A 24,689-nucleotide genomic window follows, 5' to 3' on the forward strand; every position below is an offset into this window, starting at 1 on the left:
TTTACAAAGTTAGTCTTTTTTTAATAAGAAACCCAACCTAATGGATCTACCGGAGTACTTCCGTTCCATACCTGAAAATCAAGGGTATAGGTTCCGTCAAAATCCTGTCCTACTACTCCGACCGGTGTTCCTGCAGAAACCTGCTGTCCTTTGGAAACACTTACGCCGGAAAGATTGGAATAGATAGTAAAATAATTTCCGTGTCTCAGCATAACGGTTTTTGTTCCGTCGCTGTTTGCCAATACTGAAGATACAGTTCCCGGAAATACAGATTTTGCTCTGGTTCCGGAAGGTACGGAGATTTTTATCCCGTTATTTTCTTCATCAATATTTTTAAATACAGGATGAGGATGTCTCCCGAAACGGTGCGTAATCTGCCCGATTCTGTCTGCAGGATATCCTAATCTTCCTTTATTGTCTGCAAAATTACTTCCCGCAACAGTAGTAACGCCATAATTGGTCATTGCTTTGCTTTCTGCAGCTTTTTTGTCATCCTCTTTTTTCTTTGCTAAAGCAGCTTCTGCGGCTCTTGCGGCAGTTAGTTTATCAGATGCTTCTTTCGCTTTTGCGGCTGCTTCGTCTGATGCTTTCTTCGCGGCTACTTTTCTAGCCTCATCTCTTGCTGTTGCTTCGGAACGGGCTGCTTCTTCATTACGTTTTCTCTCTTCTTCCGCTCTTTTATCGGCTAATTCTCTGGCTTTTCTTGCTTCCACTTCGGCTGCCAGTCTTTCTTTCTCCAAAGCTTCTGCTCTTGCTTTAGCTTCTGCCTCAATTCTTGCTTTTTCTCTTTCAGCCGCTATTTTTGCCAGACGTATTTTTTCTGCTTCTGCTTTTTTTCTTGCTTCCTCTTCTGCTTTGGCTATGCGGATTTCTTCTGCAATAATGCTTCTGATCTGTCCTTCCAAAGCTTTAGACTGAGTCTGCTTCTGTCTTAGTTCAGCAGTAAGTTTAGATTCATTTTTCTTAAATTCTGCAACAAGCTGCTCCTTTTGAGCTCTTTCTGCATTTATCGTTGTTAAATCTTTTTGCTGACTAACCAATAAATTGGCTTTTTCTTTTACAGAGTTTTGTCTTCTGGCAATCGTCTGCTTTATTTTTTCTGCAGCATTGGTAATTTCAGCCGCTTTTTTATCTTGATAATCTGAATATTGCTTTAAATACTGAACTCTTCTTATCGCTTCTCCTAAATTTTTAGCCGAAAGGATAAACGTTACCTTGTTCTGTACTCCTTTATTTTTGTAGGCATTTACCAAAACCTTGGCATAATTGTCTCTTAAAACTTTAAGATCTTTATTCTGACGGTTAATTTCTAACTGACGCAGATAGATATCGTCCTCAATAAATCTTTTTTCCTTTTGGGTATTTGTATAAACTTTTTCTCTTAAAGCCAGTTTTTTATTAATATTATCAAGATAAGCAACAGAAAGTTTAGATTCTGTTCTTGTCTTTGCAAGGTCTGTATTTATTTGTGCAATTTGTTTTTTAAGTTCAGCATTTTGCTTTTGCAGCTGCTCTTTTTTCTGATTCTGCCCTTGGTGGAATCCGAACAGTAAAATACCTATTAAAAAGCTAAATTTTTTAATCATTGAATCTCAATTTTCTTATAACTAGATGGAACAGAATAAGGTGTTTCCATCCTCGAAAAATCAAATTTCGTATTTTCTATTAAAATCTGGCTGTTTTTACTTCCTTTTATAATTATTTTAACATTTTTTGGCAACTTTACATTATTCGGTTGAAGCTCCCAATCACTATATACGATTTGCATAGCATCATTGGATTTAGCATCCCTCAAATTTACTGTTGTAAGATCAAAATCATCCGAATATTGCATCATGATTTTATATTCCCTTTCAATATTTTCGGTAGAAATTTTGATGTTGGAAATAGATTCTACAAGATAGCCATCAGTATTTTTTACGATTTTTGCATTTTTATCGCTTAAAATGAAAAACGTTCTCCCTTCTAAAAGTTTTTCAAGATTTTTATAATCAATAAAATTAACGTTCAGAAGGTTATTCAAATAATCAAAATCCGAATCGATGTAGTTTTTGTTGTATTTATCCATCGCTTTAATTCCTTCCGGAGTAATTAATGCTCTTGCTGCATTAAAAAACAGAAAGTCTATTCTTGACCATATTTTTTTATCGGTTTCAATATAAATAACTGCATCCAGCGGACTCACTTTTATGTTGTCTGCCGTTATTTTGCTGGTAATTTTAAGATATTCAAACTGCGGATGAAGATAAATTTTCTGATAAAAATCCATTCTGTCTCCAACATGATTTTCTTTTTTGTCCGGATCCTTCATATCATTAACAACGAGACTGTCAACATTCTGAGTTTGTTGCATGGCTGTTTTTCTGGATTTACAGTTGAAAAGAAATACAGTTAAAATAAGTAATGGAATCCACTTTTTCATGCCGGAAAATTTGATAAATTGTTGCAATATTAACGCCAAACCACACAAAATCTTTTGTGTGGCCTGAAGATAATTTATTTAGGGTAATATTTTATACTTTCAAAAAATTATTTAGATAAAAAATCAAGAACCGAATAGTCTCCCAGAGAAATTTCCCTTGCAACGCCAAAATACTGTGCAGAATTACCAATCATGGAATTGGATAGGTTTCCATGGTTGATTCTTGTATTTTCCTGAATCAGAGAGTTTTCTATATTTGAATTAACGATGATGGTATTGTTCCCTAAAGAAACTCCGGGACCCACTTTTGAGTTTGAAATTTTCACGTTTTCCCCGATAAAACATGGCTGAATAATCAAAGAATTTTCGATCTGCGCAGAAGCGGGAAAATGAGACATTGCATCTCTTTCGTATTCCAGAATTTTACTGTTGGTTTCTACGGTTGCGTTTTTGTTTCCGCAATCCATCCAGTCATTTACTTTTCCAAGCGTAAATTTTGCGCCTTTTGTTCTCAGGTTTTCCAGTGCAGTGGTCAATTGGTATTCACCTCCGTTTTTAATATCATTGTCCATGATATAATTAATTTCGTCCATTAGTTTTTCGGCACTGTTGAAATAATAAATACCGATAATCGCAAGATCCGAAACGAAAGTCTGAGGTTTTTCCACAAAATCTGTAATGAAACCGTAGTTATCCAGTTTTACCACTCCGAAAGCAGAAGGATCTTCTACACTTTTTACCCAGATTACTCCATCTGAATTTTTATCTAAAACAAAATCTGCACGGAATAAAGTATCTGCGAAAGCAATCACTACATCTCCTGTCATGGACTGTTCTGCACATTTAATGGCATGAGCCGTTCCAAGCGGATCATTCTGATAGTAAATACTTCCTTTTGCTCCCAGTTTTTCGGCAATCTGAATAAGAGATTTTTCAATCTCCGGACCAAAATCTCCAATGATAAAAGCTACTTCTTCAATAGTTTCCCCCGCAACTTTAGCAATATCTTCCACCAATCTTTGTACGATCGGTTTTCCCGCGATCGGAATAAGAGGTTTTGGTACAGTCAGTGTATGTGGACGTAATCTGGAACCGCGTCCAGCCATAGGAACAATAATTTTCATAAATTATATAAATATGTTTTTTTTGTTAGTTCTAATTTTTTATAAATATAGCAATAAAACCTTTGAGTGTGATAGTATCGCTAAGAGTTTTAAAGTTTTGTCTGATATAGTGAGAATCCGTTATAAGCAAATTCTTAGCCAATTTATCTTTTTATTTTAGAAAGAAGCATGTCTTTTTCGGAATAGATTAGAATGCCGGTGTAAATGATGAATAATAAATTCCCGATCCACAAGTTGTAATCAAAAAACTCAACAATCACATAGCTGAAAACTGCCAAAAGCGCAATGAAAAAAGATATTTTCTTCATTCTGTAAGGAATCGGATAATATTTTTGACCTAACCAATAAGAAAGAACCATCATTGAAAAATAGGCTGCCAAAGTTACCCATGCTGAAACCATGAAACCATAGGTTTTTAAAAAAGCAAAATTTAAAATAATGGTAATAATCGCTCCTGTCCATGAAATGTAAGTTCCAACTCTTGTCCGGTCGGTTACTTTATACCAAGTCGAAAGATTATAATAAATTCCGAAGAACAAGTTAGCAATAACGATAATAGGAATAATATTTATGGCAATCCAGTAAGAACTGTTCGGAACCAGCAAAAGCTTGATCCATGAAACGTTTGCAATTATGCCCAAAGCTACGACCGAAGCAAAAAAAGAAAAATATTCCGTTACTTTTGCATATGTAAGTTTAGCGTTTTCATTTTGCATTTGTTTAAAGAAGAACGGCTCAATTCCCATTCGGTAAGCGGTAACGAAAAGCGTCATTAAAACAGCCATTTTGTAGCATCCTCCATAAGCTCCTGCGTCTCCATCTTCAATTAAAAATCTTTGTATGAATTTATCAAAATTTTCATTTACCATGAACGCCAAACCAGCAATCATAATCGGCCATGAATATTTGATCATCTGAAGAAAAAGATCTTTTGAAAATTGAAATTTAACTTTTAAAATTACAGGTAAAACCAACAAAACCCCTAAAAAGCTTGCCGCAAGATTACTGTAAAAAGGATAAGAAACTTTTTCTTTTAAGCCTAATTTCAAAGAAAATTCCTGTGGTATATAAAGGAATAATGCAATTGCAAAGGCACTTTGAAAAACAGCCTGAATTACACGGATTGCAGTGTATTTTATAGGTCTGTTATGAAATCTGAACCAAGCCAGAGGAATTACTAGAATGTTGTCGAAAAATGCGATCCAGGCAAACCACCTGATGAATTCCGGAGTATCTGAATAATCAAAAATGTCTGCAATCGGCTGGTTAAATAATAAAACAAAGATTAAAAAAACAGAGGATAAACCTGTCAGAAACCAGAAAGACGTGTTAAAAACTTTCTGCTCATTGCCTTTATCAGAGGAAAATCTGAAATAAGCAGTTTCAAAACCAAATGAAAGGACAATATTGACGAAAGAAATCAGCGCATAGAGATTGGTGAAAATTGCAAAAGCACTGTTGTCGATATTTTTAATAAACAGATAATTAAGCAGTACAACAATTATCCTCGGCATAATCGCCCCGATTCCATAGATAATAGTTTCGTTAAGAAGTTTTTTCAAGATCTGAAATTTTATGCAAATGTAAATATTTAGAAATTGATTTTTTATCAGCCGCATTAAAATTCATTCATAAACCTTAATTTTGAAGAACTTTGTCAAAGTTTAAAACTTTAACAAAGTTGGAAGCATGGCTCCGTCTCTAATTTGTAAAAAAAGTAAAAATGAAAACCTTAATCAAAAATGTAAAAATCGTTAACGAAGGAAAGATCGTTGAAGGTGATATTTTAATTGAAAATGATTTAATTTCCAAAATAGATTCTCAAATTTCCGAGCAAGCACATCAGGTTATTGATGGCGGTGGAAAATATCTTTTACCGGGTGTTATCGACGATCAGGTTCATTTCCGTGAACCAGGTTTAACGCACAAAGGAGATATTGAGACAGAATCAAGATCGGCAATTGCGGGTGGAACCACCAGTTTTATCGAGCAGCCGAATACTGTTCCGAATGCGGTAACACAGGAGTTGTTGGCTGATAAATATGAAATTGCCTCTCAGAAATCTTACGCTAATTATGGTTTCATGATGGGCGGAACGAACGATAATCTGGAAGAAGTTTTAAAAACGAATCCCAGAAATGTTCCCGGAATTAAATTGTTTTTAGGTTCCTCCACCGGAAATATGTTGGTCGACAATCCTGAAACTTTAGAAAAAATCTTCAGCAATACAAAAATGCTCATTGCGGTTCACTGTGAAGATGAAGCAACGATCAAAGCAAATACTCAAAAATATCTTGATGAATACGGTGAAGATATTCCTGTAAAATTCCATCATTTGATAAGAAGTGAAGAAGCCTGTTATAAATCTTCATCCAAAGCCATTGAATTAGCAAAAAAAACAGGAGCCAGACTTCACGTTTTTCATTTATCGACTGCGAAAGAAACGGAGCTTTTCAGGAACGATATTCCCCTAAAAGATAAAAAAATTACCGCAGAAGTTTGTGTTCATCATTTAACATTTACCAATGAAGATTATGAAACCAGAGGCGGATTGATCAAATGGAATCCTGCCGTAAAAACGCAGAAAGACAAAGACGGACTCTGGGAAGCATTACTGGACGACAGAATTGATGTGATTGCAACGGATCATGCGCCTCATACATGGGAAGAAAAACAGAATGTGTATACAAAATGTCCTTCAGGAGCGCCTTTGGTGCAGCATTCTTTGGTCGTAATGTTAGAAAATTATAAAAACGGAAAAATTTCTTTAGAAAGAATTGTTGAGAAAATGGCTCATAATCCTGCCATTTTATTCAGAATTGAAAAAAGAGGTTTCATAAGAGAAGGCTATAAAGCAGATCTTGTTTTGGTAGATTTAAACGAAAACTGGACAGTCGAAAAAGAAAATATCCTCTACAAATGCGCTTGGAGTCCGTTGGAAGGAATGAATTTCCATTCTAAAGTCACCCATACTTTTGTCAACGGAAATCTTGTATACGAAAACGGAAAAATTAATGAACAGAAATTCGGGGAGCGTTTGCTTTTTGAAGTTCAGGAATAAGATCGACATAACCGATATCAATAGGAGCGGGCTTTAGCCCGCTTTTTCATTATTAATAACTTGAATTGGCTTTAGCCGAAACTTATCCCAAAGTTCGGATAAAGCCAATTTTTTATTATGAATATTTAGATCAAATTCAAACTAATTAAGAGTGGATACAAAAAAATCATTTCTCAGAAAAGCGAAAACCAATCCCATGAAGATTCTCAATGGAAATATTTTCTTCACCGGAAAAAACTTTTCGCAGTCTTGAAATAAAAACATCAAGGCTTCTTCCCATAAAATAATCATCATCGCCCCAGACTGCTTTAAGAATATCCTGTCTCTTGAGAACAGTATTTTTATTACGGATAAAAAACAACAACAATTCAGATTCTCTCTGAGTAAGTGTTACTTTATTGTCAGAATTTTGTAAAGTGTAATTGTTCGGATCAAAATCATATTTTCCGACTTTGTATTTTTGTGGCGAAGATTCTTTTTTCTTAGATCTTCTCAGAAAGACTTCAATTTTAAGAATAAGCTCTTCAATGCTGAAAGGTTTTACCAGATAATCATCGGCTCCGATTTTCAATCCTTTAATCCGGTCTTCTTTTAGTGCTTTGGCTGAAATGAAAATAATGGGAACTTCAGAATCTTTTTCTCTGATATGCTGTGCAACCTCAAAACCGTTCATTTCCGGCATCATGATATCCAGAAGACAGATGTCGAAACTTCCTCTATTAAACGCTTCCAGAGCAGATTTTCCGTCAGAATAGCAGGAAATATCGTAATGATTTTCCAGACTGTCCTGAATGAGGAACGCAATGGTTTTGTCGTCTTCGGCGTAGAGAATTTTAGATTTTTCCATGATTACACATATTCTTTACAAAGGCAGAAACAGAGTCGTGGTAATTCCTTTATCATTATTATTTTCAACAGAAATCTTCCAGTTATGCTGCTGAACCACTTTTTTTACATAAAAAAGTCCCAGTCCGAAACCATTTACCTCATCGCTTTTTGATGTATTTACCCTGTAAAATTTATCAAAAATATGAGGAAGGTTTTTCGCAGAAATCCCGATTCCGTTGTCTTTGAACTTTAAATATAAACCTTTTGTGTCATTTAAAGAAGAAATAATAATGTGTGGCTGGGTTTCACAGTATTTTATGGAATTGTCCAGAATATTGTAAATAATATTGCTGAAATGAAATTCATCGGCTACAACGGAAACACTTTCATCAATAGATAATTCAATTGAAATATTTTCATTCTTCTGTTTCACGGTTTCTGCAATTTCCTGAATGAAAGGCTTTAAAATAATTCTTTGCGGTTTCAGAGACAATCCTGAAGCATCATTTTTGGCAATATTCAGTATTTTTTCAATATGACTATTCAGTTTGTGGCTCTGATCCGTGATGATGGAAGTATACGTTTGTAATTTAGGGTTTTCCTTGATCTGCTCCTGCTTGGTTAAAGCTTCTGAAGCCAGCAGTATAGAAGAAAGAGGCGTTTTGAATTCATGCGTCATATTATTGATGAAATCCCTTTGCAGCTCCGAGAATTTTTTCTGCTGAATAATCGTATAAATGGAATACACATATACCAAAAGAATAATAATCAGGGCAAAAGTAAGAAGATACCAGAAACGTAAAGAACTAATGAGATACGTGGTTTTATCCGGAAAACGGATGGAAAAATAATACACCAGATTTTTATGCTTCGGAAATTTAATCACTTTTTCATTCGGGCTTTCCTGATGTTTGGATACGAATTTTCCATAAATCATCTGATCGCTGTGGCAATTGTACAATGCGTAGACATAATCGGTATTGATCTGGAAACGTGTAAATTCGGTTTTCAGGTAATGTTCCAGAACTTCAGGATGAAATTCATTGTTAATGTTTACCACATAATAATCATTGGAAATGTTCTGAACCGGACTTTCAGTAAAGGACGTTTTTCCGCCGGAAAGTTTTTCAACCACTTCCAGTAAAGCAATGTTTACGGTCTGATTGAATTTCTTGTCTTCAAGATTATAAGCCTGTCGTGTCCATAAAAGCTGTGCTATCAGAATTCCGATAATAGCAACAAAACCAAGCGTTATAATAATATTGAGTTTCTTTATTTCCATTTTACAGGAACAATAATATCCAAAAATATCTATTAATTTCTGATCATTAACAACTTATTAACAAATGTTTGAGACCGGTTAACAGGATTAATATAAATATTCATCTTACATTTGTGAAAACAAAAATAAATCGGTTCTTTTTAATTATTAAAATTTATACTCATGAAAAATTTAAAAATTTCAGCATTATTAGCAGTTTTGGCATTTTCTCCGTTTTTTGCAAATACACTTCCGACTGACAATAATCCGGTTGTAAGAATTCTTGCAGACGTTACATGGAAATCAGAATCTATTGATGTTGGGAATATTCCTCAGGGAAAACCAAAAACCATCAGATTCGAATTTACAAATACTTCAAAGAAGCCTATCATTATCGAAAATGTAGCGCCTTCTTGCGGATGTACAACTGCGGATTATACAAAAACGCCTATTCTTCCTGGTAAAAAAGGATTTGTAGAAGCTAGCTACAACGCTGCTGCAGCAGGTCCGTTCATGAAAACAGTGAATGTTACCACAAGCGACAGCAAAACTCCAAAGACTCTTTCTTTTAAAGGTACAGTTGTTGCTTCTTAATCTGAATAAATTTAATCTTGTTCAATATAAAACAGCCCGACAATTTCTGTCGGGCTGTTTTTGATTTAAAATCTGTTTAAACTAATTTCAGAATTAACCACAAAAGACGCAAAAGACAATGTTAAAGCGTTAAAGCTAATTTCAATAATATTCAAAGCGCTCAAAAGAATAAAAATCAAAGATTTTTAAAAACTATTGTGAACTTTTTCATTTATAATGATCAGCTTTAAATAAAAGTTTAGTCATCTTTTGTACCTTTTGTGGTTAAATAAAAAGTTTGAACTGGCTCAACTTCTAACGGTGCGAAACAATAATTTTTCTGCTCATTTCTTCAGAATCTGTATTAATTTTCAACAAATAATTTCCTTCAGGAATTCCCGAAACATGAATTTCAATTCTGTTGGATATAGGTTTTTCTGATGAACTTTGAATTACTCTTCCGCTCATATCCATTAACTGATACTTTATACTTCCGGATGTTCTGTTGTCAAATTCCACATACACAAACTGGCTTGCCGGAACCGGATAAATCCTTATTCCTTTATCTGAAACCACATTCGATGTTCCCAAAGTTGAGCATACTGCATTCGCTTTTTGAGAATTTTTAATCACATCCACTTTCTGATTTCCTGTAACGTAATAATCTAGTTCCGAAGTAATCATCAGGCTCGTACTTGCGCCAAGCCAATCCTGAAGAAGAGAAGCGAAAATCTGCCGGTAATCATATCTTCTTTGATTTTGGTTATAGTAATAACTTGTCTGGTTGGTAAATACAGGATGATCTCCCAAAATTCCTGCGGCTGCGGCGTTTCCAACCACGAAAAACGGAGCAAGATCTCCATGATCGGTTCCGGTACTTCCGTTTTCGCGAACCTGTCTGCCGAATTCACTGAAAGTAACCGTCATTATTTTATCTGCAATACCCAACTGCTGAATATCTGCCTGAAAAGCGGCAACAGAATTGGAAATATCTGCCAATAGATTCGCGTGAGTTCCCAAATGCGTACTTCCCGTCTGTACCTGACTCACGTGAGTATCAAATCCGCTTAGATTTACCTGAAAAATCTTGGTCTTGCTGCCTCCTTTAATCATTCTTGCCACTGTTTTCAGTTGTTTTCCAAGAGATGAATTAGGATAAGTAGTGGTTGAATTGTTTCCGGCGTTGAAAACCTGCATCACACGGTCATAGTACGCATCCATACTCGTGACAACTCCTTTTATATAATTTAGAAGATCATTATATTCAGAATTCATTAAATTTAAATTGCTGAAAACACTCGACTGAAATCCGGTCATGTTGTATTCGATATTTTTCTCAGTCGTGTGCTCATAAAACAGACACGGATTGAGATTTCCCATCTGTATAGCAAGCGGATCAGGATTCAGCGTCGTCGGATTTCCTGCAAGTCCCGGATATAAAGCACCAAGATACCTTCCGAAAATACCGTCGAGAAGATCCGAGTTTGTTGTTCCGTCTTTCCCGGCAAACATTAAATTTTCTGACCGGAAATGCGAATAATTAGGATTCGGATAGCCCACTCCGTTCATTAAAAGCAGTTTTCCGGAATCATATAGACTTTTAAAACCCGTCATAGAAGGATTAAGACCTACAAGTTTACCCGAAGATACTGTGCTGTCTAACGGAATATAACTTCCTGTTCCTGAACTTTCAATTTTTATATTGGGACGCAATGCTGCATAGGTACTGTATTGGCTAATCGGGATTACCGTATTCAGCCCGTCATTGGCTCCTGCAAGTCTCAGAATAACCAAAGAGCGATCGTTAACCGTATCACAATTCAGTTGAAAATCCAAAAACTGATTCATAAACCTCGAAGGCATTCCGTTAAGATAAAACGGAGCTCCAACTCCCGCAAGAGATATTAATTTTAAAAAATCTTTTCTGTTCATGATCTTAAATTATTTGGAATTCAGGAGATTTAATGATGGCTTTTACCAGTCTGTCAATAGGGATCTTTACACTATTGGCATTTCCTGTACTGAGGTAGTTATTCCATTCATTCTGCCAGTTGATGGTACTTAAATTATTCAGAAAAATACCTTTGAAATAATCATAACGGGTTCCGTCCGGAACTTCCACAAACATCATCTGAAGAAATTCTGTTACCAGTGTATCTGCATTGGCGGGATTAGAAAAATAACCGCTGTCTTTTACAAAAGAAGCATTGTTCAGTTTAAAAGTAAAGCCGTTGTAGGTAAGTCCGTTAATGAGATAATCAATCGTATTGTTATACCGTATTCTCAGAGATGATGTTGTGATCCAGTTTTTATCGTAATTCGGGCTGCTATAATATCCTGCATATCCGTTTACCGACTGCGGATTAAAAACAGGCATTCCCATATTCGAAGAATAATTATTCACCACGTTCATCAGACTGTGTATTGCCGAAGGATTCGTATTGTAAAGCGGAATCTGAAGATTCAGCAGAGAAAACATATGGAGATAAAGCTCAACCGGATTTCTCACAATATTTCCAATCGTCTGATCTCCCATAATGCTGTCTTCCTCATCATAAAAATGTTTACTTTTAAGAAGCGTGGTGAGAGCAGGAATAATATTGTAATTGTCTGCTTTCAGAGATGCTGCTAAAGGAACAATAATATCATTTTCTATCTCTGTGGTAATTAATCTTCCCACAAAATAACGGTACATTCTTCTGCAATACGCTTTTGCCGTTTCATCCTGATTAAAAATCATATTGATGAAATTCTGAAGTTCAGCTTTAATCGTTGCGTCTGTATTTTCTCCCGAAATTGCCTGATTTCCGAAAGCTGACGAAAAAGTTTTGGTTCCCGTATCGTGCGTGTTAACTTTTACCTGACCTGTCGGAATATTCGTTGCCGGATCCAGAGATGTAAGTCTTGCCGTTTTATCAAGATGTACCGATGAAATCAGGGAGAATCCTGTTAAAACTCTTGCCGCCTGTTGTACATCTGTTTCCGTGTAATTGGTATAATTTCCCGTAGCAATCTGCGGTCCTTTTAGAATCGTAAACAATTCCAGAAACTCCCTTGCATAATTTTGATTGGGACTTGTGCTCAGATTCACATTATTATTCAGGAAAATAAGCATTCTGGGATTCTGTGTTATTCTGAAAGCCAGTTCTTTAAGACTTCCATTCGCATGAAACCTGAGAAGCTCTTTATAGTCATAATTTGTCCAGAAAGAAGCATTATCATCCGTTACAAAAAGAACGTGAAGAAAATAAGCAATCTTGTGTTGTGCAGAAGGATCCTTCAAAGCACTGTAAAGCCACCAGTAAAGATCGTTTCTCACGCTGTTTGCCGTACTTTGGGTATCGGTAATCGTAGGATTTGCTGCCGTCGGGACAATTGTTTCACCCACATTATTCAGCGGAGAAGGCGGAACAGGATTACTGAACGTAAATAATTCTGCAAGTGCCTGTTGCGGAGTTTTGGTCGCAAAATCCAGAACTTTAGCCTTTGTAATGTTGTAAGTGGTGCGTCTGAGAAGATGATAAGCATTCGAAAATCCCAGAACTGTGGTTTTAGGAGTAAGACTTGGCATAATTATGCTTTATTTTGAACAAATGTACAATTTTAATGAACTAAATATAATTTTTTAAAGCAATTATAAAGATTAAATTTAATATATATTGAAAATGTTTCATTTTTCGTTTTGTTTGAGAGACTTCAGTATTCTGTCTGATTATTCTATATCCTGCATAGCTTTTTCCTCTGCCAAAACAAATATTTATAGTAAATTTACTACGTAACGTAATCTATTAAAACTAAATTATGAATCTTTATACACAGCCGATGCTTCGTGAAGGAGCTTTAAAAGATAAAGTAGCCATTGTAACAGGAGGAGGGAGCGGTCTCGGTAAGGCAATGACCAAATATTTTCTTGAATTAGGCGCAAAAGTAGTCATCACGTCCAGAAACCTCGAAAAACTACAGGGAACTGCAAAAGAACTGGAAGAAGAAACAGGCGGAAAAGTTCTTTGCGTAGCATGTGACGTAAGAAACTGGGATGAGGTAGAAGCCATGAAAGAAGCAACGCTAAAAGAATTCGGAAAAATTGATATCCTGCTTAACAATGCTGCCGGAAACTTCATTTCTCCTACAGAAAGACTCACTCACTCTGCTTTTGATGCTGTTCTGGATATTGTACTAAAAGGAACAAAAAACTGTACCCTTTCCGTGGGAAAACACTGGATCGATTCCAAAACACCGGGAACGGTTTTAAATATTGTAACAACTTATGCATGGACAGGTTCTGCGTATGTGGTTCCGTCCGCTTGTGCAAAAGCAGGCGTTTTGGCAATGACGAGATCTTTGGCGGTGGAATGGGCGAAATACGGAATCCGTTTCAATGCCATTGCTCCGGGACCTTTCCCTACAAAAGGAGCATGGGACAGATTGCTTCCGGGAAACCTGCAGGAAAAATTTGACATGAGAAAGAAAGTTCCTTTAAGAAGAGTAGGAGAACATCAGGAACTGGCAAATCTTGCCGCTTACTTAGTTTCAGATTATTCCGCTTATATGAATGGCGAAGTGGTAACCATCGACGGCGGAGAATGGTTGCAGGGAGCGGGTGAATTTAACATGCTTGAAGATATTCCGCAGGAAATGTGGGATGCTCTCGAAGCCATGATTAAAGCTAAAAAATCAAATTAATTTTTAGATTTTAATGTTTTCACTGTCATTCTGATCGGAACGAAGTGGAGTGAAGAATCTCTAAAAAAGAATATTTAGATTCTTCCTTCGTCAGAATGACAATTTGATTAAAAATATAAAATGGATTTAGTTTAAAATTTACAAAACCCTTTAAATAAAGCAAAAAGTAGATTCTCAATGGGGAATCTACTTTTTTTATTTGGGTGATTTTACGGTTGAAATTTAGGTGATTTACTGAGACATCTCATCACGCACGACTATAAATTTGCAGTATCAATTTTAATAACCTAAACAACCAAACATGGAAACATTAAAGTCGGTGTTGGAAGCGAACCACACCAAGAAAACAAAAAGTGAATTAATTGATTTGTTAACAGGACTGGAAAAATCTTTAAGTCCCGCAGTTTACGAAAAAGTTTCAGGTATTGAAACGTCAGAACTTTCTTCTCTTTCCAACAAAGAATTGGTAAGCATTATTGAAGACTTCAAGAAAAACTACGACGAGAAGTGGGAAAAATCTTTCGCAGCCGTTTCTTCAGAAATCATGAAAATGATGGCAGGAAGAATGGCGGCAGACGATCAGGTTTTCAAAACTTCAGGAGCCGAAAGTGCAGATTTTGCAGCAGAATTGGGAAGCATCGATTTTGCAACCATCATCGGAGGTCCTTTGGATGCGTGTGTAAAAGCACAGTCGAATGCATCAATCAGCACCGTAAATTTCATCAAAGAAGTAGGATTCGAACAGGATGGAAGTGACAGTAAACTTCGTATGGCGGAATTCAAATACAAAAAAATGGGGCCAAACCCAGATTTTGATCCGGCAGAACCTGAAAGTTCCACCAATCCTAAAGAAACAATGAACGATGTTGAAATTTCAGTTCCTTTCATTGCATTATTAAATGTTCCGAGCTTCAGAATTGAAACCTGCGAAGTGGATTTCAATGTAAAATTAAATTCCACCTATACAAAAGATGTAAGCGATGAATTCGGGATCACTGCGGGAGCTTCAGGAGGTTTCGGACCGGTGAAGTTTAAAGTGGATGTTTCTTACAAAAGAACTTCAGCCACAGGAATTAAAGTGGAAAAAGAATATTCTCTGGGCGTAAAAGTAAGAGCAACCAACGACGAAATGCCTGCAGGATTGGAAAAAGTTTTAGGATTACTTGCACAATAAAAACCCTTTACGAGAAATGATTAAATTATCAGATTACCTGGATTATCTCAACAACGAGATAATTCAGGCTCGTAAAAAAGCAGACGAAAATGCGGTAATGATCGCAAAAGAATATGCTAAACACGAGTATTTAAAGTTTTTTAAAGTTCCAAGATATTCGCTTCCGAGTGTAAAGATGGATATTCCCATCAAGATCACAGATATTGATGCAGATTCGAAGTACAATTTCAAGTACAGCGAAGATCAGCTTGTGGAAGATGTTAACAAAAAAATCCGCCTTGTCAATAAAGAGAAAAACCTCAACATGACGGAGATCAGCAAAAAACAGCTTCAGACCAAAGAATTTACCAGTCTTTTTAAAGCACTTGAAACCGGAGACCAGAAATTTGGTAAAAAACCTTCTGTTGAATTGCTTAAAGTTGATCTCAGACAGAATGTTAAAAGTTTAAATTCCGGAATTTTCCGCGTACAGGAAGGAAACGGCGAGGCAGAAGTGAACGAAATGAAAGAAATTTTCACGAGTGCTTTGCTGAACAGATTCAGCCTCGTGAATTCTAAAATCAATAACATCTACATCGATCCCAATACCAACTCTGCGGAAGATAAAGACAAGCTTTTCGTCAATCTTCATGTGGAAATGGAAGATGAAGGAATCAGAATCGTCTCTTTTAAAGACAAAGACGGCAAAGAAGTCGAACAGATAATTTTTGAGTAATGCAGGAACTCGTTCATCATACGATACAGAAAATTCAGGAACTGCTGGAACATTTTAATAAAGTTCAGGAGCTTTATCTGTCGAAGTCTTTCGATTTTGATGCGCAGTTTGAGGAATTTCTCTATGAATTTTTAGATTACCTGAAAACCAAAGGAAATACCACGTACGAATCCGAAGTTTTAAAAGTTATGAATATGATTTCCACTGTAAAAAGAGGATTTAATCCCGTTCAGATGGAAAAAATAGCTTCGGGAAAACGTGAGCTGACTTGGGGATTTTCATTCAGCGCAATGGAAAGTGTCCACAAATTTTTAATGGAAATGTACACCAAAGAGCAGAAAAAACTGGATGAAGCAGAAGAAATTTTATCAGGATTAATTGTTTCTCTCTATCAAAACGGAATACTAAACGACGAAATCGTGAAAAGTCTCGCCAATGTACCAAAAATTGAAGACTTCTGGAATTCTTTAATCAAACAAAACACTCAGATTGCCGGAATTAATAAAAAACTCAGATTACAGATGATCTCGGAAGACATTTACCTGCTTCTTGAAAAAGTTCTTTTAAAATTAAACTAATCTGTAATAATTTAAAATCTTTGTGTTTCTTAATTTAAGTGAAATCGAAGATTCGACGTAGTCAAACACCTTTGTGAGCCTTAAAAGCAATTAGTTGTAAAAAAAACTTAGTGCCCTTTGTATTAAAATTAAAAGGCGAATAATAGATTTAAAAACAAAACCCATGGAAAATGAAAGATACATTGTTGTTCTCGAAGATCAGCATAAAAATTCCCTCAAAAAAATTGAAAATGAATTTGATGTAAACATTACCTCATCAGAATTTCTTTCCGCAGAAAACCGAGCCTATGATGTTATTGATGAAGATAACGGAGTTCTCTACAAAAATCTGGGTGTTCTTGTGGTTGAAAATATGGATGAAGCACAGTTGAAAAGCGCTGTGAAAAACGATTCTAACCCGATCGTTTATTTTGAAAAAGAAAGAGATTTTTTTTCGGCGGATGAACTCTCCATCATCAGTGAACTGAAAAAGCAGTCCGCAGAGATTGCAGACAAAATCACCGAGCTGGAAAAATACATTATAAATAAACCGTTACCGCAGAAACCTTTAGTGGAAATGGAATGGGGGCTCAAAGCTTTGGGTCTCGGAAATTCATTATACACAGGAAAAGGTATTGATATCTGTATTCTGGATACAGGTCTCGAACTTTCTCATCCCGATTTTTTCGGAAGAAATATTGAAGGAAAATCCTTCATTGCCGGAGAAGACTGGAACCGCGATCCCAACGGTCACGGAACCCACTGTGCAGGAGTTGCAACAGGAAATATAAGACTGGACAACGGAAAACGGTACGGAATCGCAAAAGAGGCCAATTTAAAAATTGCAAAAGTGCTTTCCGATGCAGGAAAAGGAACCACAAGCAGCGTTATTGATGCCATAGACTGGGCGATTACAAAGAAATTCAGAATTCTGTCCCTTTCACTCGCTTCTCCGGTTCTGCTGAATGAAGCACCTTCCCCGCTTTTTGAAACCGTGGGTGCAAGAGCTTTGGAAAACAACTGCATCATTATTGCAGCAGCAGGAAACGACAGCAACAGACCGGCTGTTCCCAAACCTGTCTCAATGCCCGCAAACTCCATGTCCGTAATGGCAGTCGGAGCGATTGACGGACAAATGAAAGTGGCTAAATTTTCCAACGCGGGCTTAAATCCTTCAACCGGAGGAAACGTCAATATCTGCGCTCCCGGAGTCGATATCATCAGTTCTTATCCCAAAAATTCTAAGAATAAAAACGGCAATTATTACGCAATGAGCGGAACAAGCATGGCAACACCGCATGTTTCAGGTCTTATTGCCTTATATATGGAACAGTTTCCCGAAAAATCGGCAAAAGAAATCTGGGAACTCGTAGAAATGAAGGCAAAGCCCATCGAAGGTTTGAAATACAGAGACATCGGAAACGGACTTATACAGATATAATGATGAAAACATACTTAGCAGTTCTCAAAAAAAATACAGATATCAGACAGCTTGAAAAAGAACTGAAAAAAAACAATGTAAAATTGTCTGCCCACTATAAAACCATCGGAGTAGTAAAACTCGAAAGCGAAAAGCCGGTTTCAGATAAAGATTTTGAGCAGTATTTTCTTTCTATGGAAGAAGATAAAGAAATTTAACAAGATAAATGAAGACATCAGACTTTTCTGTCCGGAGAAGTCTTATTTTTGTTTACTTTGTTAAATTAAAAATAGTAATATGAACTTCAAAATTCCAACCCTTGTTTCTGCGCTTGCCGTGATGTTCTTTTCACAGTCTGCTTTGGCTCAGGAAGCCCCGAAATACAGCTACGTAGAAGCTTTCAAACCATTTTTCTATACACAGACAGGTACGCCTACAAGATCCGCAAGCGGACAGCCGGGACACGCCTACTGGCAAAATTCGGCAAGTTACAATCTCGATGTAAGCCTTAACGAAGCCAAAAACGAACTTTCGGGAACTGCGGAAATCACTTATACAAACAACAGTCCGGATAAATTAGGTTTTTTATGGCTGCAGCTCGACCAGAATTTATTTGCAAAAGATTCAAGAGGAAATGCAGTCGTACCGACTTCGGGAAGCCGAAACGGAGCGCACGGTGAGGAATTTGACGGCGGTTACAAAATAAAATCGGTAAAACTGGACGGAAAGGATGTGAAATATACGATTACTGATACCAGAATGCAGATCGATCTTCCAGCAGAACTGAAAGCGATGGGAGGCGTCGCAAAAATTAGGATTGAATATTCTTTCCTTTCTCCAAAATACGGTTCCGACAGAATGGGAATTCAAGATACGAAAAACGGAAAAATCTTTACGATAGCACAATGGTATCCGAGAATGTGTGTGTATGATGATGTCATGGGATGGAATACCCTGCCTTATCTTGGTGCTTCGGAATTTTATCTGGAATACGGAGATATTACGGCAAACATTACCGTTCCTGCCAATCATTATGTGGTGGCTTCAGGAGAATTGCTGAATTCAAAAGAGGTATATTCCAAAGAAGAAATCAGTAGATGGGATCAGGCAAAGAACAGTGATAAAACAGTGATGATCCGTTCCGAATCTGAATTAGGAAAAAATAATTCAACAGGAACAAAAACATGGAAATTTAAAATCAATCAGGCAAGAGATTTTGCATGGGCTTCGTCTCCTGCATTTATTCTGGATGCGGCAAAAATTAACCTTCCGAGCGGGAAAAAATCTTTGGCAATCTCCGCTTATCCTGTAGAAAGTGTAGGGAAAGAGGCATGGAGCAGATCTACAGAATATACAAAAGCGGCGATTGAGCATTACTCTGCAAAATGGTACGAATACACCTATCCGGCTGCAACCAACGTAGCAGGAAATGAAGGCGGAATGGAATATCCGGGAATTGTTTTCTGCCATATGGATTCCAAAGGCGGCGATCTTTGGGGTGTTACAGATCATGAATTCGGGCACAACTGGTTCCCGATGATTGTGGGTTCCAACGAAAGATTGTTTGCATGGATGGATGAAGGATTTAATACATTCATCAACGAACTTTCTACGGAAGCTTTCAACAAAGGTGAGTATTACGAAAAGAAAAATATTGCGCAGATGAGCGGATATATTATGAGTGACGGTTTTGAACCCATCATGGTAGGTCCGGATAATATGAAAGAAAACAGCATCGGAGCTTTGGCGTATTTCAAACCGGGAATGGGACTGCAAATCTTAAGAGAATCTATTTTAGGATCTGAAAAATTCGACAAGGCATTCAGAACCTATGTTGAAAGATGGGCTTTCAAACATCCTACACCTTGGGATTTTTTCCACACGATGGAAAATGTGTCGGGTGAAGAGCTGAACTGGTTCTGGAGAGGCTGGTTCATCAACAAATGGAAAATCGATCAGGGTATTAAAAATGTAAAATACGTTAACGGAGACTTTAAAAACGGAGCCCAGATCACGGTTGAAAATATCGGACAGTTACCAATGCCGACCAACGTTCAGGTTAAATTTAAAGACGGAACACAGCAGATGGTAAAACTGCCGATCGAGGTCTGGAAAAGAAATACAGAATGGACATTCAGAATCAATTCCACAAAAGAAATCGATCAGGTGAAACTGGATCCGAATTCAGAGATTCCGGATGTGGATTCTAAAAATAACACATGGAGTTCCGCTGATGCAAAACCGACGGAAAAAGTAAATCTTAAAGAATTTACGGGAACTTTCGGAAGTAAGGATCTTCCGATGAAAATTGTATTTACAGAGAAAAACAACCAGCTTTTTGCTCAGGCAACAGGACAGCAGGAATTTCCTCTGGAATATACCGGGAACAATACGTTCAGTCTGGAAATGGCGCAGATTTCTTTAACTTTCAGTCAGGATAAAAAATCATTTACCTTTAAGCAGAGCGGAAGAGAATTTAAATTTAATAAAGAATAATTTTAATCTTTTAAACCATTAAGTTCTAAATTAAGAAGTTAAGCTTTATCAAGAAAAATCATTTTTTTAAATCTTAAAAATTAAAAACTTAGATATTCTTAACTCCTTAACTCCATCTTAATGGTTCAATTTAAATAATATATGATTGTCCGTAATTTGCCATAATTGGAAAATCTTTGGGTTCTTCGCTGAGTGAATAGTGTATGCTGAGCTTGTCGAAGCACCTTTGCGAACTTAAAAACAGTTAGTATACAAAGAATCTTTGCGAGTCTTTGCGTTAAAAAAACAGTTTGATTAATAACGGATAATCAATAAATAATAAATCAAAACTTCGGAAAATACTCCGGAGTTTTTGTTTTTAAATTGAATTTAATATTAAAATTCCCAATTCTGAAGGCTGTTTTAAGGAGAAATCTTACTTTTGTTACTTTGTTAATTAAAATAGATGATTATGAATTACAGATTTTCAATCGTATTCCTGATGGTTTTTGCATTGGGATTTTCGCAGAATCTTAAGGTGATGAGTTTTAATATCAGACTGAATGTAGATTCGGATAAAGAAAATTCGTGGACGAACAGGAAACAGGATGTTGCAGATCTCCTTAAGTATTATCATCCCGATTATTTCGGCGTTCAGGAAGCATTGCCGGATCAGATGAAAGATATAAAAAACGGATTGAAAAACTATGATTATGTAGGAGTGGGAAGAGACGACGGAAAAGAAAAAGGTGAATTTTCGGCTATTTTTTATGATACAGAGAGATTGCAGGTTTTAAAATCGGATACCTTCTGGCTTTCGGAAACTCCTGAAAAACCATCAAAAGGGTGGGATGCCGCGTTGAACAGAATTTGTACGTATGCTGTTTTCAGAGATAAAAAATCTAAAAAAGAATTCATGGCACTGAATCTTCATTTCGATCACATCGGAAATATAGCAAGAGTGAAGTCTTCAGAATTAATTTTAAAGAAAATCAAAGAAATCAATCCTAAAAATCTGCCTGTAACTGTGAGCGGAGATTTTAATTTAACGGAAGATTCAGAACCGATAAAAATTATGTCGCAGAATATGCAGGACAGTTTTTATCATTCAGAAACAAAACATTACGGTCCGAAAGGAACTTTTACGGGTTTCAATGTAAATGAAATTCCGAAGGACAGGATTGATTATATTTTCGTGAAAGGATTTAAAATCAAATCTCACAGACACATCAACGACAGAAGAGAAAATCTGCTGTATCCTTCGGATCACTTTCCGGTTTTGGTGGATTTGATGTTTTAAAATGGCTTCAGTCAAATATTTAAGATAATAGATGATTTCTGCTTAATTGTAAGTTGTCAAAAAATAATACAAACGGTAATAATTATATTGCCGTTTTTTGTTACTTTTATGTTAAATAAAATACTTATTATAAAAAGATTTTAATGAAAAAGCTTGTTTTGGGTGTATTGTTTTTAGTTTCATGGCAATTTTCCGCGCAGGAATTGTATATGCCGAGAAATATTAAAAAAGCATACGAAAACGGAACCCGTGATCTCTCGGGCGCTCCGGGTAAAAATTACTGGCAGAATAAAGGGATTTATAATGTTGAGGTAAAGGTAGATGCCAATTCTAAGGTGGTTTCGGGAAAGGAAACCATCGTCTATACCAATAACAGCCCAAATGATCTGAATGATCTTGCCATAAGATTTGTTAATAATCTCCATAAACCACAGGCTCCGAGATCGGGCGTTGTTTCCAAAGATTTTCTTTCTTCGGGGTTGCATATTAAATCATTTGCTGTAAATGGTGAAAAATATAACGTAAACAGCGACGATTGGGGAACGGTTGAAAAAATAAAGCTGAATTCAGCCTTAAAATCAAAATCAAAAGCTGAAATCCGCATCGAATGGGAATATCCTTTATCTGTACAAAGCGGAAGAGAAGGACAGATAGATCCTGAAACATTTTATGTAGCTTATTCTTTCCCGAGAGTTTCTGTTTATGATGATTACAATGGATGGGATATGCTTCCGCACTCTGACAGACAGGAATTTTATAATGATTTCAACGATTACAGTTTTGCGATTACTGCGCCTAAAAATTACGTAGTATGGGCAACCGGAGATTTCCTGAATCCCGATGCCGTTCTTCAGTCTGAGTATTTAAAAAGGTATAAGTCTTCGTTAAAAAGCGACAAAGTCATTCACATTGCGACTGAGCAAGAAATGAAGTCCGGAAAAGTAACGAAGCAGAATAAATGGAATACGTGGAAATTTAAAGCCAGTCATATCACCGATTTCTGTTTTGCTTTAAGCAATCATTATGTTTGGGATGCAGCAAGTGTTCAGCTTAAAACGAAAAGAGCAAGTGTTCAGGCAGGTTACAAAGCAGATGCAAAAGATTTTGAGCATTATGTGGAATGGATGCAGTATAATCTCGACTGGTTTTCTAAAAACTGGCCCGGAGTGGAATATCCTTACAATGCAATGACCGCAATTCAGGGGTTTGCAGACATGGAATATCCGATGATGATTAACGATACCAGTATTCCGGATGATTTTCAGGATGCGAGATTAACGGCAGATCACGAAATTGCACATACCTATTTTCCTTTTTACATGGGCATCAACGAAACCCGTTATGCTTTTATGGATGAAGGATGGGCGACAACGCTGGAATATTTAATCGGAATTGATGAAAACGGTGAAGCAAAAGCAAAAGAATTTTATAAAAATTTCAGGGTAAAAAGATGGATCAATGATCCTTCTGCGGAACAGGATCAGCCAATTATTACGATGAGTACTCAGGTAAGCGGAGCAGGGTATGGAAACAATTCTTATGTAAAGGCATCCCTTTCTTATCTGGCTTTAAAAAATTATCTGGGAGATGATCTGTTTAAAAAAGCATTGCATCATTATATGAACAACTGGAACGGAAAACATCCGATTCCGTGGGATTATTTTAATTCTATGAATACAGGTTCGGGAAAAAATCTGAACTGGTTCTTTAATAACTGGTTTTACACCAATAATTATATCGACCTGAAAGTGTCTTCAGCATCTCAGATGAATGATCTTCTGACCGTAAATGTGGATAATGTAGGTGGTTTTGCGATTCCTTTTGATGCGGAAATCGGCTATGAAGACGGAACTGTGGAGAAGCTTCATTTTTCGCCATCGGTCTGGGAAAAAGATCAGAAAAAAACAATGCTTACGGTTCCGATTACCAAAAAAGTAAAATCGGTAAATCTTGATGGTGGTATCTTTATGGATTATACACCGAAAGACAACACTAAAACATTATAAACAAATTCCGGCTGTTTCAGAGAAACAGCCGGAATCATTTGTATTAAAATTAACAATAAAGATTAGTATAGTCTTAACCCTGATCTTGCTCCGGAAGAAGCTACAACAGACTGCATTCTTGTTTTTTGTCCTGCCGAGAACATAAACATGGCTGCATCATCCACATAATCCATATAGTTCATGAACATTACAGATCTCTGTACGCCGCTGCAGGTATTGTAAAGAGGGTAGCTTGGTTTTCCTACATTGGATGTTGTTTGCGTAGGTGTATCGCTTACAAGGTCATTTCCGCAGTTCGCATCTCCCCAGATGTGTCTTAGGTTCAGGTAGTGTCCTACTTCGTGGGTGGCTGTTCTTCCCAGATTGAAAGGAGAAGAAGCACCGGTTTTGCCAAAATAAGGAGACGCAATTACCACACCGTCGTTCCATAATCCTGAAGATTCCGGAAAAGTTGCATAGCCAAGAATCTGTCCCATATTTCCTACCGTCCAGATATTTAGATAATTAGAAGGGCTTGTTGCATCAATTCCTCCGGTAGATGCTTTCTTCATCGCATCATTGGTACTCCAGCTTGTTTTGGTAGTAGATTTTCTCACCACATTTGCCAGTCTGAATCTTACTTTCACATCCCCCGCTTTTACCCCCTGAAATTCGGAAGGAATTTTTGAGACATCGGTATTCGTTCCTGCATAATCTGCATTAAGAACTGCAATTTGTTCTGCGATACGAGCGTCAGAAACATTTTCAGCAGTTGTTCTGTATAAGACATTTACCACTACCGGAATTTCAACAGTACCATCGGATAATACTTTCCCCAGCTTCATGTCATTTTCAAATCTTTCGGTTTTAGCTTCAATTTCAGAATATTTCTGTCTCAGCTCCGAACTGTTTTTCAATGCCACTTTTCGGATTTCTTCAGAAGCACAGCCTCTTTGCAGTGCGGTTCCGGAAATTGCAGGCGTGTTTTCAGATTCTTCGGTCTGGTTAGAAACGTTGTCGCTGTTACAAGCAGAAAGGAAACTCAGCATAAGAGCTCCGAACATTAGTTTTTTCATAAAAATACAATATTTTGTTTCGGAGATAAAATTAT

At 36.7% G+C, this 24,689-nt stretch carries 20 protein-coding genes; 11 read left to right on the forward strand and 9 right to left on the reverse strand.

Annotated elements, in window-relative coordinates:
• Window positions 1-20 precede the first annotated feature (20 nt).
• The 4 genes from QWT87_RS18295 to QWT87_RS18310 all read right to left on the reverse strand — a co-directional run bounded on the left by QWT87_RS18295 (window position 21) and on the right by QWT87_RS18310 (window position 5,108).
• Window positions 21-1,586 carry a peptidoglycan DD-metalloendopeptidase family protein gene (locus QWT87_RS18295; RefSeq protein WP_302717876.1) on the reverse strand — a complete coding sequence of 522 codons (1,566 nt, stop codon included), beginning with the start codon at window positions 1,584-1,586 and terminating at the stop codon, window positions 21-23.
• The gene (locus QWT87_RS18300) at window positions 1,583-2,422 is read right to left on the reverse strand and encodes a DUF4292 domain-containing protein (protein ID WP_302717878.1); all 840 of its coding nucleotides are present in this window, start codon (window positions 2,420-2,422) and stop codon (window positions 1,583-1,585) included. Before QWT87_RS18300 ends, QWT87_RS18295 begins: the two co-directional genes overlap by 4 nt.
• 107 nt (window positions 2,423-2,529) lie before the next feature.
• Window positions 2,530-3,546, reverse strand: coding sequence for a sugar phosphate nucleotidyltransferase (locus tag QWT87_RS18305; protein WP_076395095.1), 1,017 nt, complete (start codon window positions 3,544-3,546; stop codon window positions 2,530-2,532).
• Between the two features lie 143 nt (window positions 3,547-3,689).
• Window positions 3,690-5,108, reverse strand: a complete 1,419-nt coding sequence (locus QWT87_RS18310; protein WP_302717881.1) for a lipopolysaccharide biosynthesis protein — start codon at window positions 5,106-5,108, stop codon at window positions 3,690-3,692.
• A 161-nt stretch (window positions 5,109-5,269) separates the two neighbouring features.
• On the opposite strand from QWT87_RS18310, the gene QWT87_RS18315 reads away from it, so the two are divergent.
• Entirely contained in the window at window positions 5,270-6,607 is a 1,338-nt protein-coding gene (locus QWT87_RS18315) for a dihydroorotase (protein WP_302717884.1), read from the forward strand.
• Window positions 6,608-6,773: 166 nt separating this feature from the next.
• Here the strand turns inward: QWT87_RS18315 and QWT87_RS18320 are convergent, their stop codons facing one another.
• Together QWT87_RS18320 and QWT87_RS18325 are read right to left on the reverse strand one after the other, a co-directional pair.
• Window positions 6,774-7,454 (reverse strand): response regulator transcription factor, encoded by a 681-nt coding sequence (locus tag QWT87_RS18320; protein WP_302717886.1) that lies wholly within the window; start codon window positions 7,452-7,454, stop codon window positions 6,774-6,776.
• 15 nt (window positions 7,455-7,469) lie between these two features.
• On the reverse strand, window positions 7,470-8,717 hold the full coding sequence (locus QWT87_RS18325) for a sensor histidine kinase (RefSeq protein ID WP_302717888.1): 1,248 nt from the start codon (window positions 8,715-8,717) through the stop codon (window positions 7,470-7,472).
• Between the two features lie 162 nt (window positions 8,718-8,879).
• On the opposite strand from QWT87_RS18325, the gene QWT87_RS18330 reads away from it, so the two are divergent.
• Window positions 8,880-9,290, forward strand: a complete 411-nt coding sequence (locus tag QWT87_RS18330; RefSeq protein ID WP_076395107.1) for a DUF1573 domain-containing protein — start codon at window positions 8,880-8,882, stop codon at window positions 9,288-9,290.
• Between the two features lie 294 nt (window positions 9,291-9,584).
• Here QWT87_RS18330 and QWT87_RS18335 read toward each other — a convergent pair whose 3' ends face one another.
• A complete protein-coding gene (locus tag QWT87_RS18335; protein ID WP_302717890.1) occupies window positions 9,585-11,201 on the reverse strand; it encodes a DUF1501 domain-containing protein in 1,617 nt (538 codons plus the stop codon).
• Window positions 11,202-11,205: 4 nt separating this feature from the next.
• On the reverse strand, window positions 11,206-12,840 hold the full coding sequence (locus QWT87_RS18340; protein ID WP_302717892.1) for a DUF1800 family protein: 1,635 nt from the start codon (window positions 12,838-12,840) through the stop codon (window positions 11,206-11,208).
• Between the two features lie 230 nt (window positions 12,841-13,070).
• Between QWT87_RS18340 and QWT87_RS18345 the strand changes: the two genes are divergently transcribed.
• From QWT87_RS18345 to QWT87_RS18385, 9 genes are all read left to right on the forward strand, one after another.
• A complete protein-coding gene (locus QWT87_RS18345; RefSeq protein WP_302717893.1) occupies window positions 13,071-13,952 on the forward strand; it encodes an SDR family oxidoreductase in 882 nt (293 codons plus the stop codon).
• Window positions 13,953-14,253: 301 nt separating this feature from the next.
• A complete protein-coding gene (locus QWT87_RS18350; RefSeq protein WP_228408263.1) occupies window positions 14,254-15,126 on the forward strand; it encodes a DUF2589 domain-containing protein in 873 nt (290 codons plus the stop codon).
• 16 nt (window positions 15,127-15,142) lie between these two features.
• Complete coding sequence (locus QWT87_RS18355) at window positions 15,143-15,841, forward strand: hypothetical protein (RefSeq protein WP_302717897.1); 699 nt, start codon at window positions 15,143-15,145, stop codon at window positions 15,839-15,841.
• The gene (locus QWT87_RS18360) at window positions 15,841-16,419 is read left to right on the forward strand and encodes a hypothetical protein (protein WP_302717899.1); all 579 of its coding nucleotides are present in this window, start codon (window positions 15,841-15,843) and stop codon (window positions 16,417-16,419) included. The genes QWT87_RS18355 and QWT87_RS18360 overlap by 1 nt, the downstream gene beginning before the upstream one ends.
• A gap of 163 nt (window positions 16,420-16,582) precedes the next feature.
• Window positions 16,583-17,839 (forward strand): S8 family peptidase, encoded by a 1,257-nt coding sequence (locus tag QWT87_RS18365; protein ID WP_302717901.1) that lies wholly within the window; start codon window positions 16,583-16,585, stop codon window positions 17,837-17,839.
• Between the two features lie 2 nt (window positions 17,840-17,841).
• Window positions 17,842-18,036 (forward strand): hypothetical protein, encoded by a 195-nt coding sequence (locus QWT87_RS18370; RefSeq protein ID WP_139326199.1) that lies wholly within the window; start codon window positions 17,842-17,844, stop codon window positions 18,034-18,036.
• Between the two features lie 79 nt (window positions 18,037-18,115).
• Window positions 18,116-20,314, forward strand: coding sequence for a M1 family metallopeptidase (locus QWT87_RS18375; RefSeq protein ID WP_302717904.1), 2,199 nt, complete (start codon window positions 18,116-18,118; stop codon window positions 20,312-20,314).
• 451 nt (window positions 20,315-20,765) lie between these two features.
• Window positions 20,766-21,593 (forward strand): endonuclease/exonuclease/phosphatase family protein, encoded by an 828-nt coding sequence (locus QWT87_RS18380; RefSeq protein ID WP_302717906.1) that lies wholly within the window; start codon window positions 20,766-20,768, stop codon window positions 21,591-21,593.
• 143 nt (window positions 21,594-21,736) lie between these two features.
• Window positions 21,737-23,599 carry a M1 family metallopeptidase gene (locus QWT87_RS18385; protein WP_302717907.1) on the forward strand — a complete coding sequence of 621 codons (1,863 nt, stop codon included), beginning with the start codon at window positions 21,737-21,739 and terminating at the stop codon, window positions 23,597-23,599.
• A 62-nt stretch (window positions 23,600-23,661) separates the two neighbouring features.
• Here the strand turns inward: QWT87_RS18385 and QWT87_RS18390 are convergent.
• Window positions 23,662-24,689: zinc metalloprotease (locus QWT87_RS18390; protein ID WP_337250584.1), on the reverse strand; the 1,028-nt coding region annotated here is incomplete at its 5' end.

This window comes from Chryseobacterium urinae, from assembly GCF_030518295.1.
Lineage (GTDB): Bacteria > Bacteroidota > Bacteroidia > Flavobacteriales > Weeksellaceae > Chryseobacterium > Chryseobacterium mucoviscidosis.

Excerpts from the sequence above, each read along its gene's own strand:
- QWT87_RS18295 (WP_302717876.1), bottom strand. The coding sequence starts at position 1,586 with ATGATTAAAAAATTTAGCTTTTTAATAGGTATTTTACTGTTCGGATTC.
- QWT87_RS18315 (WP_302717884.1), top strand. The coding sequence starts at position 5,270 with ATGAAAACCTTAATCAAAAATGTAAAAATCGTTAACGAAGGAAAGATC.
- QWT87_RS18300 (WP_302717878.1), bottom strand. The coding sequence starts at position 2,422 with ATGAAAAAGTGGATTCCATTACTTATTTTAACTGTATTTCTTTTCAAC.
- QWT87_RS18355 (WP_302717897.1), top strand. The coding sequence starts at position 15,143 with ATGATTAAATTATCAGATTACCTGGATTATCTCAACAACGAGATAATT.
- QWT87_RS18370 (WP_139326199.1), top strand. The coding sequence starts at position 17,842 with ATGAAAACATACTTAGCAGTTCTCAAAAAAAATACAGATATCAGACAG.
- QWT87_RS18385 (WP_302717907.1), top strand. The coding sequence starts at position 21,737 with ATGAAAAAGCTTGTTTTGGGTGTATTGTTTTTAGTTTCATGGCAATTT.
- QWT87_RS18375 (WP_302717904.1), top strand. The coding sequence starts at position 18,116 with ATGAACTTCAAAATTCCAACCCTTGTTTCTGCGCTTGCCGTGATGTTC.
- QWT87_RS18350 (WP_228408263.1), top strand. The coding sequence starts at position 14,254 with ATGGAAACATTAAAGTCGGTGTTGGAAGCGAACCACACCAAGAAAACA.
- QWT87_RS18305 (WP_076395095.1), bottom strand. The coding sequence starts at position 3,546 with ATGAAAATTATTGTTCCTATGGCTGGACGCGGTTCCAGATTACGTCCA.
- QWT87_RS18380 (WP_302717906.1), top strand. The coding sequence starts at position 20,766 with ATGAATTACAGATTTTCAATCGTATTCCTGATGGTTTTTGCATTGGGA.
- QWT87_RS18325 (WP_302717888.1), bottom strand. The coding sequence starts at position 8,717 with ATGGAAATAAAGAAACTCAATATTATTATAACGCTTGGTTTTGTTGCT.
- QWT87_RS18335 (WP_302717890.1), bottom strand. The coding sequence starts at position 11,201 with ATGAACAGAAAAGATTTTTTAAAATTAATATCTCTTGCGGGAGTTGGA.
- QWT87_RS18360 (WP_302717899.1), top strand. The coding sequence starts at position 15,841 with ATGCAGGAACTCGTTCATCATACGATACAGAAAATTCAGGAACTGCTG.
- QWT87_RS18340 (WP_302717892.1), bottom strand. The coding sequence starts at position 12,840 with ATGCCAAGTCTTACTCCTAAAACCACAGTTCTGGGATTTTCGAATGCT.
- QWT87_RS18320 (WP_302717886.1), bottom strand. The coding sequence starts at position 7,454 with ATGGAAAAATCTAAAATTCTCTACGCCGAAGACGACAAAACCATTGCG.
- QWT87_RS18365 (WP_302717901.1), top strand. The coding sequence starts at position 16,583 with ATGGAAAATGAAAGATACATTGTTGTTCTCGAAGATCAGCATAAAAAT.
- QWT87_RS18330 (WP_076395107.1), top strand. The coding sequence starts at position 8,880 with ATGAAAAATTTAAAAATTTCAGCATTATTAGCAGTTTTGGCATTTTCT.
- QWT87_RS18345 (WP_302717893.1), top strand. The coding sequence starts at position 13,071 with ATGAATCTTTATACACAGCCGATGCTTCGTGAAGGAGCTTTAAAAGAT.